Below are 17324 nucleotides of genomic sequence, written 5' to 3'. Positions count from 1 at the left end.
GAGGACAAGGGGAGCACGATGTATAACGCTCAGGGAAAGATTTCCCAAGCCGATGTTTTGACGAAGTACGCGCCCCTGGTGCGTCGCCTCGGCTTGCAGCTCGTTGCCAAGATGCCGGCGAGCGTCGATCTCGACGACCTGATCCAGGCCGGCATGATCGGACTGCTGGACGCGGCGAGCCGCTACAAGGAAGACCAGGGCGCGCAGTTCGAGACCTATGCCAGTCAGCGGATTCGCGGCGCGATGCTTGACGAATTGCGCAGCAACGACTGGTTGCCGCGCAGCTTGCGGCGCACGTCGCGCGAAGTCGAATCCGCCGTGCACAAGGTTGAACAGAATCTGGGCCGCTCGGCGAGCGAAACGGAGATCGCCGAACATCTGCAAATGCCGCTCGACGAGTACCAGTCGATGCTCCAGGACCTGCACGGCAGCCAACTGATCTATTACGAAGACTTCGACCGTTCCGCTGACGACGAACCGTTTCTTGACCGTTACTGCGTCGATCATTCGGACCCGCTGTCGGCGCTGCTGGACGACAGCCTGCGCTCGGCGTTGATCGAGGCGATCGACCGCCTGCCGGAGCGCGAGAAGCTGCTGATGTCGCTGTACTACGAGCGCGGCATGAACCTGCGCGAAATTGGCGCGGTAATGGAAGTCAGTGAATCGCGGGTGTGCCAGTTGCACAGCCAGGCCGTGGCGCGTTTGCGCACGCGCCTGCGCGAGATGGCTTGGGCGAACGCCGAGGCGACTTGAGTTTGATCGATTGATGTTTGACCGGCGGTGCGCGAAAACGTCCGCCTTCTCTTACGCGTCCGCCATCTCATGCTCCGCGGCCAGCGCGAGAAACGCTGAGCGCGACATGCCGCGCGCCTGGGCATACGCGTCAATATCGTGAACCAGCGCTTCGGGCAGCGAGATATTGATGCGCACCGCTTTTTTCAGCGCCGGAATATTCCGTGTGGTGACAAAACCCCAAGTAAAACCCGCGTAGTCCGGATTACGCCGATGCTCATCCAGCGTCAGCCGCTCGGGAATCGGTAACCCTTCGTCGAGCAGTGTATCCAGATGCGCCTCGATCGCTTCTTTCGCGTTCGCGTAGGCTTCTTCCAGCGAATCTCCCGCCGAATGACAACCCGGAATGTCGGGGACGACCACGCCGAACGCATGGTGCGTGTCACCAGGCTCGATCGCGATCGGGAAAATCAGGTTCTTCATTTCAGGCCTGCCTGTTTCAAGATGCTGTTCAGTGTGCCGGGCGGAAGATCTTTCTTCGGATGCGGGATGGTCACGAGACCGGCTTTTACCGCGTGCCGAAAATGATGGTGGCTGCCCGATATTCGGATCAGCCGCCAGCCATCCGCTTGAATCACTTTGACGATCTCGGCACTGTTCATATTGCACTCCTCGGATCATACACACGATTACACAACCTCGCTAGTGGATAACGCTCCGCCTGACTCGTCTGAGGCAGCGTCGAAAAGCTGCACGTGACGGCGGAGAACCTTAGTGGGGGAACCCGTGATTTCAACGTGACGGAGGATTCCGCGCTACCTGGCCGGATGGCCAACGCGCGTTGGAGGAGGGCTTAGGCGCCTGTGCGGTGCGGGAGGGAAAAACAAAAAGGGCTCGTCGAAGACGAGCCCCAGACTGCTGACCAACCCACGTTTTCGGAGCGTGGGGCTTTATTTTTTCTTGTTCAAAGCGATCTATTCAACTGCGTCAGCGCGCGAAACGCGCCGCGCGAGTGAAATCTTCAAACTGCCGGACGCGTCGGAATCCGCCCATCCGGTCCGTAGAAACCGACCTTCTGCGGCACGGCTACCTGCAGCGCCGTCAGCGCGCGCTGGTTGTAGTCCATCCGCACGCGAATCAGTTCACCGTTGCTCGTATTGAAGCGCCGCGCCCGCTCGGCGGCTTTTTGCAGCAGCGCCCATTGCTCGGCGAGCCGCGTATCCGCGCTGGCCGCGAGTTCCATGCCGGGCCAGCCGGCCGGAAAGCCCATTTCCGCGAGCAGTGCGTCGCGCTGGGCTTCGAGCCTGGCGAGCGTGCCGATCAGTTCGGTTTTCTTCTCGACGATCGGCGGCAGCAGCTCCAGCGGCGACAAGGCGGTCAGTGCCTTGGTCTCGAGCGTCAGAATCGAGGCGAACGCCTCGACGGCCGAATATTCTTCGATGAGGGTGGCAAGCAGGGCGTCTTTCATCTCAACAACTCGCTGAACACGACGGCTCGCGCATGATTCGCGAGCCGGGTTTGTCGAATGCCGCCCGGCAATTCACCGTACTTCGATGCGTCGATTAGTTGCCGGTCGACGAGGTTTTGCTTTGCAACAGGTCGCGCGCGGTATTCAGCACGCCGTCGGCGATCTTGCTCGAATCGATCGTCAACGAGCCGTTCTTGATGGCCGTTTTGATCGACTCGACATGGGCCGTGTCGATATCGGCCGAACCGGACGCCGCGAGGCTGCGCAGATGCTGCGACAGACCCGACAGGCTGACGCTGGCGTCGCCCGCACTGCTGGAGGTGGTCTGCGAGGTCGTGCCCGCACTCTGCGCGTTGCTGTTCGCGGTCGTCGCGTCGCCTTGCTGCGAGCGGGACGCGGCGTCTGTCAACGTCGGCAGATTCGAATTGGTTGTGGAATCGACTTTCACGATTGGCTTCCTGAACGATTTGATCCTGATAACGGCAACCCATGATCAAAACTTTAGCGCAATCGCTCCAGGTTTTGCCTTGTCTTTCAAGGCGATCCGGCCCCACGAGGGGTTCAATACCCGCTGCACCCGCTGCACCCGCTACACCCGCTGCACCCGCTACACCGGCCGTCGCGTCTGAATCCACACCGACGCGCATGCTGCCGCGCCGCTTCACAACTGAATCTCCACCGTCGAGCCGTCCTTGACGATGCCGGAGATGATCTGGCCGTTGGCCGTCTTCACCCGTACCTGCTGGCCCGGCGACGCGTTGTTCATCGCGCTGCCTTCGGCCGAAATCGCGAAACCTTCGCCGGCTGCGACGACCCGCACCGTTTGCCCGATCGACACCGCCGACGCGCTTTTCAGCATGTCGCGGCGCAGCGGCATGCCGCCGGCGATGCGCACGAGCGACACCGAGCCGACTGCCTGCGAGGGGTCCGTGACGATCGCCTGGGGCAAACCGGTCAGGTCGCCGTCGCGCGCGACGAGGTCGGCGGCAGTGAGCACTTCGCCCGGCGCCATCGCGCGGGCGGCGAGATAGTAGGTGGCGCGCAGTGAAATGCGCGCTTGCAGGTAGAGGGTCCACGGCCGTTCGCCGGCGCAGCGCACGCCGACGGTCATGCGACCCCACAGGCGCGCGCCGCTGGGCATGAAGGGCTCGAGCGTCGTGCAGGCCGCGAGCCCGCGTGGAAACGCCGGCGCGACGATAATTTCAACCTTGCCGGGCAAGCCTGCCGATTGCTGCTGCAAGAAGGCGAGTGCGGCACCGCGAATCGCCTCGGCGTCTTGCTGGCCGGCGAGCGGCGCGGGCTGCGCCACGACTGCGGGACGCAGATCCTGTTGCGCGACAGCCGGCGCCACCTGGCGCATCGACGGCGTGCGGGCGATGGTGGCGGGCGGTGTCGGCATCGGTGCGGGTGTCGGCGCCGGCTTCGCTGCGACTGCGGGGGTCACGACGGGTTTGCCGTTCGCGCCCAACTGAGGCGGCTCGCCCCGCGACGCGAGGCTGTCGAAGGTGGCGGACGACGCGCTGGTCGGCGCGTTATTGAGCGCGCTTTCGATACCCCTGCTGGGCGCGTTCGCCGCTGCTGTAGCCGCCGCATTGGTGTTCCCGGGCGCGGGAATCGTCACGACCCCGTTCGCGTCGGGCCTGAAACTGGTACGGATCATCTGCGGCGCGGCAGGCGGCTCGCCCGCGCCCGGAATGACGATCGAGCCGCTCGCGTTGGCGGCTCGCGTGAATGGATCGGCGTCGCGCGCGACCGGACCCGGCGTCAACGACTGCGCGGTAGCGGCGGCGAGCGTCGCCGCGGACCCCGTGCGTTTCGCGGGCATTGCCTGCATCTGCGCGGCCAGATCGGCGAGGGCGGCAGGATTCTTTTCGCCCGGGCCAGGAATCACGATGGGGCCACCGGCGTCCTGAGCCTGCTGAGCCTGAGTATTGGCCGGCAGCAGCACGATGCCACCGGCGACCCATACCGCCAGGTTCACGACGAGGCGAGTCAGGAGACGGGATGCCCCGCGCGAAGCACGCCGGACCGCGCCCGCACCCACGCGATGCGCCGCCACGCAGCTTGCGCGGTGCGTCAGATCGAAGGTGGGCTGGTCCATCGTGTTTCTCCATCGAATGCATCGGTACGCCTTGCATTCTAGTGAGCGCCCCCATTGCGCAAACGTTGAATAGAAGCCCCCTTTCCCGGTTATTCGTCCGATTGCCACTTGCGTTCGGCCCATAAGATGCACTTCATGCAAAAAGGTCTTCCCGGCCGACGCAGGTCTCATGCGAGGCAAGCACGGGAAGCCTCGGGAACGTTCTCCGGAGATTTCTATGCTGGACAAACTCGATGCCGAATTCGCCTTTGGCCGTCAGGCGCTTGATGTGCGCGCTTACCGGCAGGAGCTGTTGTCGTCGAATATCGCTAACGCCGATACCCCCGGGTACAAGGCGCGCGATGTCGACTTCGCTTCGTCGCTGGCCGGCGCGCTGAAGAAGGCCGACGGTGGTACGGGCACGGGCGCCTCGAACAACTCGACGCTCGCGATGACGCAGCCCGCAGGGGTGACGAGCGGCATGTCGATGGTGTCGACCGCGCCGGGCCACATGTCCGGCAACGCGACGCTGACGCCGACTGGCGGCACGCCTGACGACTACGGCAATCTGCAGTACCGCATTCCGGCGCAACCGGCGCTCGACGGCAACACGGTCGACATCGACACGGAGCGGGTGCAGTTCGCGGACAACTCGTTGCACTTCGAATCGGGCATGACGGTGCTGTCGAACCAGATCAAGACGATGCTTTCGGCGATCACGTCGGGCTCGTAAATAACAGGCACCGCAAAAAGATACAGCAGTACGCAGGAACAATCGCTACGGGATTTAACTTGAAGCCGGGTCGAACCGTGCAACTGCGGTGCACGGGACCAGAGTAAGTGCTGAAGCGCTAACTCCTATCGACAGCGGTGCATGGGATCGGAGTAAGCGCTGAAGCACTAACTCCGATCGACCGCGTTGCATGGGATAGGAGTAAGCGCTAAAGCGCTAACTCCTATCGACAGCGGTGCATGGGATCGGAGTAAGCGCTAAAGCACTAACTCCGATCGACACAGAAGAGGTGAGGAAACATGCCATCTTTAATGAACATTTTTGGTGTTGCAGGCTCCGCGATGTCAGCGCAGTCGCAGCGGCTCAACGTGACGGCGTCGAATCTCGCCAACGCGGACAGCACGACCGGCCCGGACGGCCAGCCGTACAAGGCCAAGCAGGTCGTGTTCGCGGTCAGCCCGATCGGCGGCGCGCGCACGGGCTCCGGCCAGCAGATCGGCGGCGTGCAGGTCACCGGCGTGGTGGACGACCCGACGCCGATGAAGACCGCCTACGACCCCGGCAACCCGGCGGCCAATTCGGACGGTTACGTCACGCTGCCCAACGTCGACCCGGTGCAGGAAATGGTCAACATGATCTCGGCCTCACGCTCGTACCAGGCCAACGTCGAAACCCTGAACACCGCCAAGGCACTGATGCTGAAAACGCTCACGATCGGAACCTGAGGAGAATTTCTTGACCACCACCATCGGCAACAACGGCCCGACCGTGTCGCAAACGCTGCTCGATACGATGAACGGCACGAACAGTGCCTCGAGCGCAAGCAGTTCCACCAGTTCGACTGGCAGCACGACGGGCACCTCGGCGACCGATCTGCAGAACACATTCCTGCAACTGCTCGTCGCGCAGTTGAAGAACCAGGATCCGACCAATCCGATGGACAGCTCGCAGATGACCTCGCAGCTGGCGCAGATCAACACGGTGTCGGGCATCAGCCAGCTGAATACGACGCTCAGCTCGCTCGCCACGCAGATGTCGGCAGGCCAGCAGTCGCAAGCCGCGCTGCTGATCGGCTCGACCGTGCTCGCGCCGGGCAGCTCGGTGCAGGTCGCGAGCGGCAAGGCCAGCTCGTTCGGCGTGCAGCTCGCCAACTCGGTGGGCGATCTGCAGGTGGTCGTGAAGAACTCGGCGGGCACGATCGTCAACACGATCGACCTCGGCCAGCAGTCGGCCGGCACGATTCCGGTGGGCTGGACGCCGACCGACACGGCCGGCAATACGCTGCCCGACGGCACCTACACGATCAGCGCGGTCGGCACGATCAACGGCCAGCAGGCTACGGCCACGACGCTCACGGGCGCGACGGTGCAAAGCGTCGTCTCGCAGAGCAACGGTACGCCGGGCCTCGTGCTGTCGAACGGCACGACCGTGGGGCTGACCGGCGTCGCCGCCATCCTCTGATTCAGATCCAGATTCAGTCAGTTACGACTTTCCAGATACGGAGACCGTCATGGGTTACCAGCAAGGTTTGAGTGGTTTGTCGGCAGCGTCGAGCGATCTCGACGTGATCGGCAACAACATCGCTAACGCGAATACGACCGGCTTCAAGAGCGGCGCGGCGCAGTTCGCGGACATGTATGCCAATTCCGTTGCGACCGCGGTGAACAACCAGGTCGGCATCGGCACCCAACTGTCCGAAGTGCAGCAGCAGTTCTCGCAGGGCACGATCACCAGCACCAATCAGGCGCTCGACGTCGCGATCAACGGCAACGGCTTCTTCCAGATGTCGAACAACGGCTCGCTGGTGTACTCGCGCAACGGCGTGTTCCAGCTCGACAAGAACGGCTACGTCACCAACGCGCAAGGCCTGCAACTGATGGGCTACGCCGCTAACAGCTCGGGGGTCATCAACACCGCGCAGACCGTGCCGATCAGCGTGCCGACCGCGAATATCGCGCCGCAAGCCACCACCACCATCGCCGCCGGTTTGAACCTGAACGCGCAGGACCCGTTGATGCTCGGCACGCCGACCGTGGCGACCGTCAGCAGCACGGGCACGCTCTCCACCACCGGCGCGACCATCACGAATACGGCTTCGGGTACGAACAACGACAACTACACTGTCGCGTTCCCCACCGCGACCACGTACACGGTCACCGACAACACGCTCGGTACGTCGACCAGCGGCACGTACACCGCCGGTACGGCAATTACGCTCGGCAACGGCCAGAGCATTACCTTCAACGGCGTGCCGGCCGCCGCCGGCACTGACAGCTACACCGTCAGGCCGACCGCCATCGCGTTCAACCAGAACAGCTCGTCGACGTACAACTACTCGACCAGCACGACGGTCTACGATTCGCTCGGCGGCTCGCAGACCGTCAACATGTACTTTGCCAAGACCTCGGCCGGTACGTGGAACGTGTATGCGGGAACGTCCACCGGCACGGCGAACCTGGTCGGCCAGGCGAACTTCAATTCGTCGGGCACGTTGCTCGGCACGACCCAGCCTGCCGTCCCTGCCACCACGCCCGCCACGTTCGTCGCCACCGCCACGCCGTTCGTGTTCAACTTCGGCATTCCGACCACCGACGGTTCGTCGACGCCGCAGAACCTCACGCTGAACATTGGCGGCACGACGCAGTACGGCGGCAAGGACGGCGTGAACTCGCTGCAACCCGACGGCTACGCAGCCGGCACGCTGACGAGCTTCACGATCGGCGCCGACGGCACGCTGACCGGCAACTACTCGAACCAGCAAACTGCTGCGCTCGGCCAGATCGTGCTCGCGAACTTCTCGAACCAGAACGGTCTCGTGGACCTCGGCAACAACGAGTTCCAGCAAACCTCCCAATCGGGCGTCGCGCAGATTTCGGCGCCGGGCTCGACCAACCACGGTGTGCTGCAAGGCGGCGCGCTGGAAAACTCGAACGTCGACCTGACGAGCGAACTGGTGAACCTGATCACCGCGCAGCGCAACTATCAAGCGAACGCGCAGACGATCAAGACCCAGCAGACCGTCGACCAGACCCTGATCAACCTGTAAGCGACCGGGACTTCCCATCATGGATCGGCTGATCTACACCGCGATGTCGGGCAGCACGCAAGCGCTCGAACAGCAGGCTATCGTTGCCAACAACCTGGCGAACGCCTCGACCACCGGCTTTCGCGCGCAGCTTGCGACTTTCCGCGCCGTGCCGATGGGGTTCGGCGACGGCAGTTCGATCAACGACGACACCACGCGCACCTTCGTGTTGTCGTCGACGCCGGGCGCCGACTATACGCCGGGGCCGATCCAGCAGACCGGCAATCCGCTCGACGTGGCGATTCAGGGTCCGGGCTGGCTGACGGTGCAAACCGCCGATGGCAACGAGGCTTACACGCGCGCCGGCAATCTGCACGTCGACGAGAACGGCCAGCTGGTGAACGCCATGAACCAGACGGTAGTCGGCAACGGCGGACCGGTGTCCGTGCCGCCGGGCGCGGAAATCACCATCGGCAAGGACGGCACGGTGTCCGCGCTGACGCCAGGCGATCCGCCGACCGCGGTGGTGACGGTCGATCAGCTGAAGCTGGTGAATCCGGATCCGCAAACCATGACGCGTGGTGACGACGGCCTCTTTCGCACCGCCGACGGCAACGACGCCGACGCCGATCCGGCCGTCACGCTGGCGCCGGCTTCGCTCGAAGGCAGCAACGTGAATCCGGTCAGCGCGATGGTCGCGATGATCACCAATGCGCGCCAGTTCCAGATGCAGACCCAGCTGCTGGAAAGCGCGGACAAGAACGATCAGTCCGCCAACCAGCTGCTCACCTTTAGCTAACGGGGCACCCCCGAGGGGGTATCCCGGCACAAGGAGAAGAATTGTGAATCGCTCGCTCTACATCGCCGCTACCGGCATGAATGCGCAACAGTCGCAGATGGACGTGATTTCGAACAACCTCGCGAACGTCAGCACCAACGGCTTCAAGGGCTCGCGCGCGGTGTTCGAGGATCTGCTGTATCAGACCATTCGCCAGCCGGGTGCGAACTCGACGCAAAACACCGAACTGCCGTCCGGAATCCAGCTCGGCACCGGTGTGCAACAGGTCGCGACCGAACGTCTCTACACGCAGGGCAACCTGCAGCAGACCGGCAACTCGAAAGACGTCGCCATCAACGGTCAAGGCTTTTTCCAGGTGCAGATGCCCGACGGCACGACCGCCTACACGCGTGACGGTTCGTTCCAGACCAACGCCCAAGGCCAGCTCGTTACGTCAAGCGGCTACCAGGTGATTCCCGCGATCACGATTCCGAACAACGCGACCTCGATGACCATCGGCAGCGACGGCGTGGTGTCGATCACCGTTGCCGGCTCGACCAACAGCCAGCAGCTCGGCTCGATGCAGATCGCCACCTTCATCAACCCGGCCGGTCTGGATGCGAAGGGTGAAAACCTGTTCGCGGAAACCGCGTCGTCGGGTGCACCGAACGTCGCGCAACCGGGCCTGAACGGCGCCGGCACGCTCAATCAGGGTTACGTGGAAGCATCGAACGTGAACGTGGTGCAGGAACTGGTGAACATGATCCAGACGCAGCGTGCTTACGAAATCAACAGCAAGGCCGTGACGACGTCCGACCAGATGCTGCAGACCCTCAGCCAGATGCAGGTTTAAGACTTCAGGGACTGAGAATTAATAGCGCCCCCGACCCTGTCGCTTCGCGCCACCCCCCCGAAGGGGGCGGAAAACTTGGGACGGCCCGGCGTTTTCTCGAAAGGCAGTAATCAAAGATGTCGCACTTCACTCGTAATCCGGTTCATTCGCGCACCGCTCAGGCGCTCGTGCAGCTCACGCTGCTCGCGGCGCTGGGTGGCTGCGGCCTCGTGCCAAAGCAGCCGATCACCCAGCAGCCGATGACGGCCGTCCCGCCGATGCCGCCGCAAGCGCAGTCGCCGGGCTCGATCTTCAACCCGGGTTACGCGGGCCGGCCGTTGTTCGAAGACCAGCGGCCGCGCAATGTCGGCGACATCCTGACGATCGTGATTCAGGAAAACGTCAACGCGACGAAGTCGTCGGGCGCCAACGCGAATCGCTCGGGCACGACCAACTTCAGCGTTCCGACGGCGGGTTTCCTGGGTGGACTGTTTGGCAAGACCAACCTGAGCGCCAACGGTTCGAACGTGTTCGCCGGCACCGGCGGAGCCAATGCATCCAATACGTTTAACGGCACCATCACCGTGACGGTGACCGGCGTGCTGCCGAACGGCAACCTGATGGTGAGCGGCGAAAAGCAGATGCTGATCAACCAGGGCGATGAGTTCGTGCGCTTCTCCGGCGTGGTGAATCCGAACACGATCTCCAACCTGAATGCCGTGTACTCGACCCAGGTGGCCGACGCGAAAATCGAATACTCCGCGAAGGGCTATCTCAACGAAGCCGAGAACATGGGCTGGTTGCAGCGGTTCTTCCTCAACGTGTCGCCGTGGTGATCATGCGTACCGTCTTCTTTCGCCTTGGCCGCGTCGCGCAGCTTACCCAGTTCGGCCGCATTGGCCTGGCAGGCCGCGTCCTCGCTTTCGTCGCGCTCGCTTGCGCAGCGCTGCCGGCCGCCACGCCCGCGCACGCCGAGCGTCTGAAGGACCTCGTGCAGATCCAGGGCGTGCGTGACAACCCGTTGATCGGCTACGGCCTCGTTGTCGGTCTCGACGGCACGGGCGACCAGACCACGCAGACGCCGTTCACCACGCAGACACTCGCCAACATGCTGGCGAACCTCGGCATCTCGATCAACAACCAGGCGGCGGGCTCGACCAACCAGCAGTCGTCGCTGTCGAACATCCAGTTGAAGAACGTCGCCGCGGTGATGGTGACGGCGGTGTTGCCGCCGTTTGCACGTCCCGGCGAAGCGATCGACGTGACGGTGTCCTCGCTTGGTAACGCCAAGAGCCTGCGCGGCGGCACGTTGCTGCTTACGCCGCTCAAGGGCGCCGACGGTCAGGTGTATGCGCTTGGCCAGGGCAACCTCGCGGTCGGCGGCGCCGGCGCGAGTGCGAACGGCAGCAAGGTGCAGGTGAATACGCTGGCCGCGGGGCGCATCACTGGCGGTGCGATTGTCGAACGCGCGGTGCCCACCTCGGTATCGCAAGCGGGCACGATGCAACTCGACCTGAACGAGATGGACTACGACACGACGCAGCGCGTGGTGTCAGCGGTCAACAACGCTTTCGGCAGCGGCACCGCCATGGCGCTCGACGGCCGCACGATTCAACTGCGCGCGCCGTCCGACCCGGAGCAGCAGGTCGCCTTCATGGCGCAATTGCAGAACCTCGACGTCAAGCCGGCGCAAGCCGCCGCGAAGGTGATCCTGAACGCGCGCACCGGCTCGATCGTGATGAACCAGATGGTCACGCTGCAAAACTGCGCGGTGGCGCACGGCAATCTGTCGGTGGTGATCAATACGCAGCCGGTGGTGAGTCAGCCGGGCGCATTCTCGAACGGTCAGACGGTGTCGGCCAAGCAGTCGCAGATTCAGATGAAGCAGGACAACGGCGCACTGAAGATGGTGACCGCCGGCGCCAACCTCGCCGAAGTGGTGAAGGCGCTCAACGCACTGGGTGCGACGCCCGCGGATCTGATGTCGATCCTGCAGGCCATGAAAGCGGCGGGCGCTCTGCGCGCCGACCTGGAAATCATCTAAGGAAGACACAGGATGAATTCGGATACGACCAATTCCGCCAACGCGGCGAACGACCTGACCCAGCGCTTCGCGCTCGACGTGCAGGGCTTCGGCAAATTGAGTGCGCAGGCCAAGGCTTCGCCGCAGGCCGGCATGAAGATGGCCGCGCAGCAGTTCGATGCGGTGTTCACGCAGATGATGCTGAAGAGTATGCGCGATGCGACGCCACAGGATGGTCCGTTCGATTCGCACGACAGCGCCACCTTCACGTCGATGATGGATCAGCAGTTGTCGCAACAGCTGTCGCAGAAGGGCATCGGCGTGGCAGACGCGATGCTCAAGCAGATGATGCGCAATCAGGGCATGCAGGTGGGCGGCGCGAGCGGCACAGGCGGTGGTCTTCCCGGCATGGCCAATGCGTTGGGTGGCGGCAGCGGCGGCGACGAAGGCCAGACCGCGGCGCTGAACGCGCTTGCCAAGGCCTACGGCAATGCGCAGGCCAACGGCCAACTGGCGATGGGCAGGGGCTACTCGGCCAACAGCGCGCTGACTCCGCCGATCAAAGGCGACGGCAGCTCGCCGAAGGTCGACGCTTTCGTCGACAAGCTCGCCGAGCCGGCACAAGCCGCCAGCGCGGCAACCGGCATTCCGGCGCGCTTCATCATCGGCCAGGCCGCGCTCGAATCGGGCTGGGGCAAGAGCGAAATCAAGAAGTCGGACGGTTCGACCAGCCACAACGTGTTCGGCATCAAGGCGACCAAGGACTGGACCGGCAAGACTGTCTCGACGGTCACGACCGAATATGTGAACGGCAAGCCGCAGCGTACCGTCGAAAAATTCCGTGCGTACGACTCGTACCAGGAAGCGATGACCGACTACGCAAGCATGCTCAAGGGCAACCCGCGTTATGCGCAGGTGATCAATTCCGCGCATGACGTGAATGGCTTTGCCAATGGCATGCAGCGCGCGGGCTACGCGACCGATCCGCATTACGCGAAAAAGCTGATGTCCATCATGCAGAAAATGGGCTGACCTGCCGTTAATGCAGGTGTGCGGTTGCACTTGACTGCGCAGCCGATCAGTTTAAGCAGTTTGATTTTCTCGAATAAAGCATGCACGCGACGGGGCCAGGTGCATAACAAGACGGACGAGGCCGGCCGCCTACGGGCGGCCGGTCCACCCGCATAACCGGCGTGATTGTCGCCTGTATTCGATGCACCGGGATTCCACTGGTGGCATATTGGCGTTTTAACGTTTGCGGCAAATATTTCATTACACGCCCCTAAATTTTGGCTGAATGCTGCCGCTAATCAGTTAGACCCCATACCGGAAAGCGTTGTAATGTCCGGTTGAATGCGCGTGCAGCGGCTTCGATGAAGACCGCGCGAAAGCCCCGGCAGGAGCCTTGGCACGCGCCCGCAAGAACATGCATACCGGCAAGCCCATGGATACTACCCAGTCGCACGGCCAGACTGACGCACCCGGCCAGTCGCACGCCCAGCTAAACGAAAGCGCCCCCGATTTCGGCCGTCGCAATCCGCTGGAGATCGGCGTTCAGTTACGCAACCTCGTCAATCGAGGCGATTTCCTCACCGTTGAATATGCGGGCGGTCAACTCGTGACGCGCCTGCTCGATGTCGACGTGCGCGGGCGCACCTTCACTTTCGATTGGGGCGCGCTCTCCGATCAGAACAAAGGCTTATTGGGCGCGCCTCGCTGCCAGTTCCACGCATCGCCTGACGGCGTGCGCGTCGAATTTGCGACCGCCACGCCACGCGAAACCCGCTACGAAGGACTGCCCGCATTCGAGGCCAACTTCCCCGAAGTGCTGTTTTACGTTCAGCGCCGCGAGTATTTCCGCGTCGATGCGCCAATTCTCGATCCGTATATGTGCACCGGCCGTTTGCCCGAAGGCGACACGTTCCGCTTCGAAGTGCACGATCTGTCGCTCGGCGGCGTCGGCATGCGCACCACGGATGAACGCGTGGCCGAATTGCCGATGGGTACGCGGCTGCTGGATTGCGAACTATCGCTTGGCTCGCTCGGCCGGCTTTCGCTGGATCTGCAACTGGTGTCGCACCGCTCCACCGCGTTGCCGAACGGCACGCAGCGCTATCAACTCGGCTTCCGTTTTGTGACGCTGCCGGGCAGCGCCGAAAACACGCTGCAACGCCTGATTACGCAGCTCGAAATGAAGCGTCGCTCGCTGGTGCGCTGACGAGCGACAAAGCCTTGCCGCACGCGCCTCGCAAACGTTGGAACAAACGTCGAACAAGCATCGGAAAGGCCCTCAATTTTTCCTCGTGAGGGCCGTTAAACAGGATGTTCAAGTAACGCGGCGGCATGTGGTCGGTGTCGCCCTTCAGGATGACGCATGTCAGATCTCATCAGTATCGGCCTTAGCGGACTGAACGCAGCCCAGTGGGGGCTCACGTCGACCGGCCAGAACATCAGCAACGCGTCCACGCCGGGCTACACGATCGAAACGCCGGTCTACGCGGAAAGCGGTGGCCAGTACACGGGCTCCGGCTATCTGCCGCAGGGCGTCTCGACGGTCACGGTGACGCGCCAGTACAGCCAGTATCTGACCACCGAGCTGAACAACGCGCAGAGCTCGGGCAGCTCGCTGTCGGCGTACAGCACGATGATCTCGCAGCTGAACAATCTGATCGGCAGCCCGACCGCCGGTATTGCCAGCGCGATCACCGGCTATTTCACCGGTTTGCAGAACGTCTCGAACAGCGCCTCCACGCTGTCCACCCGCCAGACCGCGATGAGCGGCGCGCAGACGCTCGTCAACCAGATCAACGCCGCGGGTCAGCAATACGACTCGCTGCGTCAGAGCGTCAACACGCAACTCACCAGCACCGTTTCGCAGATCAACGGCTACACGCAGCAGATCGCGCAGTTGAACGGACAGATCGCCGCGGCCAGCACACAAGGCCAGCCGCCGAACCAGCTGATGGATCAACGCGATCAAGCCGTGTCGAGTCTGTCGCAACTGATTGGCGTAAACGTCGTGACCAGCAGCAACGGCAACTACAGCGTGTTCATGGGCAATGGCCAACCGCTCGTATCCGCTGGCAACAGCTACAACCTCGGCACGGCACCTTCGACGGGCGACACCAGCGAACTCTCGGTTCAGTACCTCGGCCAGGTCGGCGCGAACCCGGCCGCCGCACCGCAAAGCCTGCCCGACAGCAGCGTCACGGGCGGCACGCTTGGCGGTCTCGCTGCGTTCCGAAGCCAGACGCTCGATCCGGCCGAAGCGCAACTCGGCGCGATTGCAGTGAGCTTCGCCTCGCAGGTCAACGCGCAGAACGCGCTCGGCATTACGCTCACCGGCGCCCAAGGCGGCGCGCTGTTCTCGGTGGGCAGTCCGACGGTCTACGCGAACTCGCAGAACACGGGCAATGCGTCGCTGAGCGTGTCCTTCGCGAATCCCTCGCAGCCGACCACCGGCGACTACACGCTCGCCTATAACGGCACCTCCTACACGCTGACCGACAATTCGAGCGGCGCCGTAGTGGGCTCGGCGACCAACCTGAGCCAGCCGATCAACGGCTTGAATTTCTCGACCACCGGCACGATGAACCCCGGTGACTCGTTCACGGTGGAACCGACCCGCGGCGCGCTGAACAGCTTCACTACCGCGACTACGGCCGCTTCGGCGATTGCGGCCGCGTCCCCGGTGCTTGGCTCGGCTGCGGCGACCAACACCGGCACCGGTACGATTTCGTCGGGTACGGTGACGACGGGCTATACCATGCCCAACGCGACCACCAAGCTGACGTACGACGGCACGGGACTGTCCGGATTCCCGACCGGCTCGATGGTGACGGTGACGGCTGGCACGCCGCCGACCTCAACCACCTACGACACCGCCACTACGCCCGATGTGCCCTATTCGGCAGCCTCCGGCGCGACGCTGACGATCAACAACGCTACCGCCGGCAGTATGAACGGCGTGACAGTGACAATCAGCGGTGCACCGGCCGCCGGCGATACATTTTCCATCGGCCCAAACACCGGCGCGACTAACGACGGCAGCAACGCGCTCGCGTTGTCGAATCTGTCTAACGTGAAGTCGATGTCGGGCGGCACGCTCACGCTGGTGGGCGCGTATGCGAACTACGTCAACCAGGTCGGCAACCAGACCAACCAGATTCAGACTTCGAGCACAGCCCAGACCGCGGTGGTGACGCAGATCACCACTGCGCAGCAGTCGGTCTCCGGCGTGAACCTCAACGAGGAAGCCGCTAATCTGCTTCAGTATCAGCAGCTCTATCAGGCCAACAGCAAGGTCATTCAGACCGCGCAGACCCTGTTTCAGACGTTGATCGGCATCTTCCAGTGAGGCATTGAACATGCGTATCTCCAGTTCACAGTACTTCAACATGAATGTGGCGACGATGAGCGATGAGCAAACTCAGTTGTCGCAGTTGTATGCCGAGATTTCGAGTGGCGTGAGCCTCTCCACGCCGTCGGACAATCCGCTCGGCGCAGCGCAGGCGGTGCAGCTGAGCTCGACTGCGACAACCTTGTCGCAATACACGACCAACCAGACGACCGCGCTCTCGTCGCTGCAACAGGAAGACTCCACGCTCGGCAGCGTCAATACCGTGTTGCAGAGCATTCACACGCTGATACTGCAAGCCGGCGACGCTTCGCTGAACAACAGCAACCGCGGCGCAATTGCCACGCAGTTGCAGGGGTTGAGCAGTCAATTGATGACACTGGCCAACACGACCGACCCGCAGGGCAACTACCTGTTCGCTGGCTTTCAAAGCACCGCGCAGCCGTACAGCACCAATGCGGCCGGCGTCGTGACTTATTCGGGCGACACCGGCACGCGCACCGTGCAGGTCACCGGCTCGAGCACGGTCCAGACGGCCGACAACGGCCTCTCGATCTTCGGCAGCGTCGCGCCGATCGGCACGAGCGCGGTACCGGCTGCGACGCCCGGCAACCAGGGCAGTGGCGTGATCAGTAGCGTGAGCCTGACGAATCCGACCGATCCGACCAATGCGGACACCTACACCATCAATTTCTTGTCGCCGACCACCTACACGGTGAGCCAGACCAGTCCGGCAACGCCGGGCACGCCAGGCACGCCGGGTCCGGTGCAGACCTTCACGGCAGGCTCGGCCATCACGCTCGGCGGCCAGTCGGTGAGCATCACCGGCACGCCGAGCACAGGTGACAGCTTCACGGTAACGCCGGCCACGCAAGGCAACATGGACGTGTTCGCGAATCTGAACCAGTTGATTGCCACGCTGCAATCGCCGGTCGCGGGTACGGCTTCGACGGCCAGTTTGCAAAATGCGCTGACCACCAGCGCGACCCAGCTCGAGAACACGATCAACAACGTGGTCACCGCGCGGGCGAACGTAGGTGGTCGCGAACAGGAAGTGCAGGCGTTGCAGACGGTCACGCAGGCCAACACGTTGCAGACGTCGACCAACCTGACGAATCTGACGCAAACCAACATGGTCCAGACGATCGCCCAGTACACGATGACGCAAACCACACTGCAAGCAGCGCAGCTGGCGTTTTCGAAGATTCAGAGCGTGTCGCTGTTCCAGTACCTGAACTAAGCGGGCGAGCAGTCTGAAATGCGAAAGGGCGGATGCCGGTGTGAGCCGGCTCCGCC

General features: G+C 63.1%; 18 protein-coding genes. 13 read left to right on the top strand and 5 right to left on the bottom strand.

Annotated features, from left to right (window positions below):
- The first annotated feature begins 18 nt into the window (after window positions 1-18).
- On the top strand, window positions 19-753 hold the full coding sequence (locus HHL24_RS18875) for an RNA polymerase sigma factor FliA (protein ID WP_063497637.1): 735 nt from the start codon (window positions 19-21) through the stop codon (window positions 751-753).
- A 51-nt stretch (window positions 754-804) separates the two neighbouring features.
- Here the strand turns inward: HHL24_RS18875 and HHL24_RS18870 are convergent, their stop codons facing one another.
- From HHL24_RS18870 to flgA, 5 genes are all read right to left on the bottom strand, one after another.
- Window positions 805-1215, bottom strand: coding sequence for a type II toxin-antitoxin system HicB family antitoxin (locus HHL24_RS18870; protein WP_169486946.1), 411 nt, complete (start codon window positions 1213-1215; stop codon window positions 805-807).
- Window positions 1212-1394: a type II toxin-antitoxin system HicA family toxin gene (locus HHL24_RS18865; RefSeq protein ID WP_169486945.1), complete on the bottom strand. Its 183-nt coding sequence runs from the start codon at window positions 1392-1394 to the stop codon at window positions 1212-1214. The genes HHL24_RS18870 and HHL24_RS18865 overlap by 4 nt, the downstream gene beginning before the upstream one ends.
- Before the next feature lie 359 nt (window positions 1395-1753).
- Window positions 1754-2200 carry a flagella synthesis protein FlgN gene (locus HHL24_RS18860; protein ID WP_169486944.1) on the bottom strand — a complete coding sequence of 149 codons (447 nt, stop codon included), beginning with the start codon at window positions 2198-2200 and terminating at the stop codon, window positions 1754-1756.
- Between the two features lie 94 nt (window positions 2201-2294).
- Window positions 2295-2648: a flagellar biosynthesis anti-sigma factor FlgM gene (gene flgM, locus HHL24_RS18855; protein WP_169486943.1), complete on the bottom strand. Its 354-nt coding sequence runs from the start codon at window positions 2646-2648 to the stop codon at window positions 2295-2297.
- 213 nt (window positions 2649-2861) lie between these two features.
- Complete coding sequence (gene flgA / locus HHL24_RS18850) at window positions 2862-4301, bottom strand: flagellar basal body P-ring formation chaperone FlgA (protein ID WP_169486942.1); 1440 nt, start codon at window positions 4299-4301, stop codon at window positions 2862-2864.
- A gap of 217 nt (window positions 4302-4518) precedes the next feature.
- Here flgA and flgB point away from each other — a divergent pair, with 217 nt between their 5' ends.
- The 12 genes from flgB (at window position 4519) to flgL (ending at window position 17268) form a co-directional block, all read left to right on the top strand.
- Window positions 4519-5013, top strand: coding sequence for a flagellar basal body rod protein FlgB (flgB, locus tag HHL24_RS18845; protein ID WP_169486941.1), 495 nt, complete (start codon window positions 4519-4521; stop codon window positions 5011-5013).
- A 299-nt stretch (window positions 5014-5312) separates the two neighbouring features.
- Complete coding sequence (flgC, locus tag HHL24_RS18840; RefSeq protein WP_169486940.1) at window positions 5313-5738, top strand: flagellar basal body rod protein FlgC; 426 nt, start codon at window positions 5313-5315, stop codon at window positions 5736-5738.
- Between the two features lie 67 nt (window positions 5739-5805).
- Window positions 5806-6474: a flagellar hook assembly protein FlgD gene (locus HHL24_RS18835; protein WP_230417510.1), complete on the top strand. Its 669-nt coding sequence runs from the start codon at window positions 5806-5808 to the stop codon at window positions 6472-6474.
- Window positions 6475-6523: 49 nt separating this feature from the next.
- Window positions 6524-8059: a flagellar hook protein FlgE gene (locus HHL24_RS18830; RefSeq protein ID WP_169486938.1), complete on the top strand. Its 1536-nt coding sequence runs from the start codon at window positions 6524-6526 to the stop codon at window positions 8057-8059.
- A gap of 19 nt (window positions 8060-8078) precedes the next feature.
- The gene (flgF, locus tag HHL24_RS18825; RefSeq protein WP_169486937.1) at window positions 8079-8837 is read left to right on the top strand and encodes a flagellar basal-body rod protein FlgF; all 759 of its coding nucleotides are present in this window, start codon (window positions 8079-8081) and stop codon (window positions 8835-8837) included.
- A gap of 43 nt (window positions 8838-8880) precedes the next feature.
- Window positions 8881-9669 carry a flagellar basal-body rod protein FlgG gene (flgG, locus tag HHL24_RS18820; RefSeq protein WP_169486936.1) on the top strand — a complete coding sequence of 263 codons (789 nt, stop codon included), beginning with the start codon at window positions 8881-8883 and terminating at the stop codon, window positions 9667-9669.
- Window positions 9670-9785: 116 nt separating this feature from the next.
- Window positions 9786-10484, top strand: a complete 699-nt coding sequence (flgH, locus tag HHL24_RS18815; RefSeq protein WP_169486935.1) for a flagellar basal body L-ring protein FlgH — start codon at window positions 9786-9788, stop codon at window positions 10482-10484.
- A 2-nt stretch (window positions 10485-10486) separates the two neighbouring features.
- Complete coding sequence (locus tag HHL24_RS18810) at window positions 10487-11692, top strand: flagellar basal body P-ring protein FlgI (RefSeq protein WP_169486934.1); 1206 nt, start codon at window positions 10487-10489, stop codon at window positions 11690-11692.
- Between the two features lie 12 nt (window positions 11693-11704).
- On the top strand, window positions 11705-12703 hold the full coding sequence (gene flgJ / locus HHL24_RS18805; RefSeq protein ID WP_169486933.1) for a flagellar assembly peptidoglycan hydrolase FlgJ: 999 nt from the start codon (window positions 11705-11707) through the stop codon (window positions 12701-12703).
- A 412-nt stretch (window positions 12704-13115) separates the two neighbouring features.
- Window positions 13116-13889, top strand: a complete 774-nt coding sequence (locus HHL24_RS18800; RefSeq protein ID WP_206002924.1) for a flagellar brake protein — start codon at window positions 13116-13118, stop codon at window positions 13887-13889.
- A 156-nt stretch (window positions 13890-14045) separates the two neighbouring features.
- Complete coding sequence (gene flgK / locus HHL24_RS18795; RefSeq protein WP_169486932.1) at window positions 14046-16028, top strand: flagellar hook-associated protein FlgK; 1983 nt, start codon at window positions 14046-14048, stop codon at window positions 16026-16028.
- 10 nt (window positions 16029-16038) lie between these two features.
- The gene (flgL, locus tag HHL24_RS18790) at window positions 16039-17268 is read left to right on the top strand and encodes a flagellar hook-associated protein FlgL (protein ID WP_169486931.1); all 1230 of its coding nucleotides are present in this window, start codon (window positions 16039-16041) and stop codon (window positions 17266-17268) included.
- Window positions 17269-17324: the final 56 nt, after the last annotated feature.

The organism is Paraburkholderia polaris (assembly GCF_012927345.1).
In the GTDB taxonomy this organism is placed as follows: Bacteria; Pseudomonadota; Gammaproteobacteria; order Burkholderiales; family Burkholderiaceae; genus Paraburkholderia; species Paraburkholderia polaris.
This window is presented reverse-complemented; position numbering and strand designations above follow the sequence as displayed.

What these genes read in the sequence shown, in the direction of transcription:
- flgB (WP_169486941.1), top strand. Translation starts at nt 4,519, where the DNA reads ATGCTGGACAAACTCGATGCCGAATTCGCCTTTGGCCGTCAGGCGCTT.
- flgL (WP_169486931.1), top strand. Translation starts at nt 16,039, where the DNA reads ATGCGTATCTCCAGTTCACAGTACTTCAACATGAATGTGGCGACGATG.
- HHL24_RS18870 (WP_169486946.1), bottom strand. Translation starts at nt 1,215, where the DNA reads ATGAAGAACCTGATTTTCCCGATCGCGATCGAGCCTGGTGACACGCAC.
- flgC (WP_169486940.1), top strand. Translation starts at nt 5,313, where the DNA reads ATGCCATCTTTAATGAACATTTTTGGTGTTGCAGGCTCCGCGATGTCA.
- HHL24_RS18830 (WP_169486938.1), top strand. Translation starts at nt 6,524, where the DNA reads ATGGGTTACCAGCAAGGTTTGAGTGGTTTGTCGGCAGCGTCGAGCGAT.
- HHL24_RS18860 (WP_169486944.1), bottom strand. Translation starts at nt 2,200, where the DNA reads ATGAAAGACGCCCTGCTTGCCACCCTCATCGAAGAATATTCGGCCGTC.
- flgJ (WP_169486933.1), top strand. Translation starts at nt 11,705, where the DNA reads ATGAATTCGGATACGACCAATTCCGCCAACGCGGCGAACGACCTGACC.
- flgH (WP_169486935.1), top strand. Translation starts at nt 9,786, where the DNA reads ATGTCGCACTTCACTCGTAATCCGGTTCATTCGCGCACCGCTCAGGCG.
- HHL24_RS18800 (WP_206002924.1), top strand. Translation starts at nt 13,116, where the DNA reads ATGGATACTACCCAGTCGCACGGCCAGACTGACGCACCCGGCCAGTCG.
- HHL24_RS18810 (WP_169486934.1), top strand. Translation starts at nt 10,487, where the DNA reads ATGCGTACCGTCTTCTTTCGCCTTGGCCGCGTCGCGCAGCTTACCCAG.
- flgA (WP_169486942.1), bottom strand. Translation starts at nt 4,301, where the DNA reads ATGGACCAGCCCACCTTCGATCTGACGCACCGCGCAAGCTGCGTGGCG.
- HHL24_RS18875 (WP_063497637.1), top strand. Translation starts at nt 19, where the DNA reads ATGTATAACGCTCAGGGAAAGATTTCCCAAGCCGATGTTTTGACGAAG.
- flgK (WP_169486932.1), top strand. Translation starts at nt 14,046, where the DNA reads ATGTCAGATCTCATCAGTATCGGCCTTAGCGGACTGAACGCAGCCCAG.
- HHL24_RS18835 (WP_230417510.1), top strand. Translation starts at nt 5,806, where the DNA reads ATGAACGGCACGAACAGTGCCTCGAGCGCAAGCAGTTCCACCAGTTCG.
- HHL24_RS18865 (WP_169486945.1), bottom strand. Translation starts at nt 1,394, where the DNA reads ATGAACAGTGCCGAGATCGTCAAAGTGATTCAAGCGGATGGCTGGCGG.
- flgF (WP_169486937.1), top strand. Translation starts at nt 8,079, where the DNA reads ATGGATCGGCTGATCTACACCGCGATGTCGGGCAGCACGCAAGCGCTC.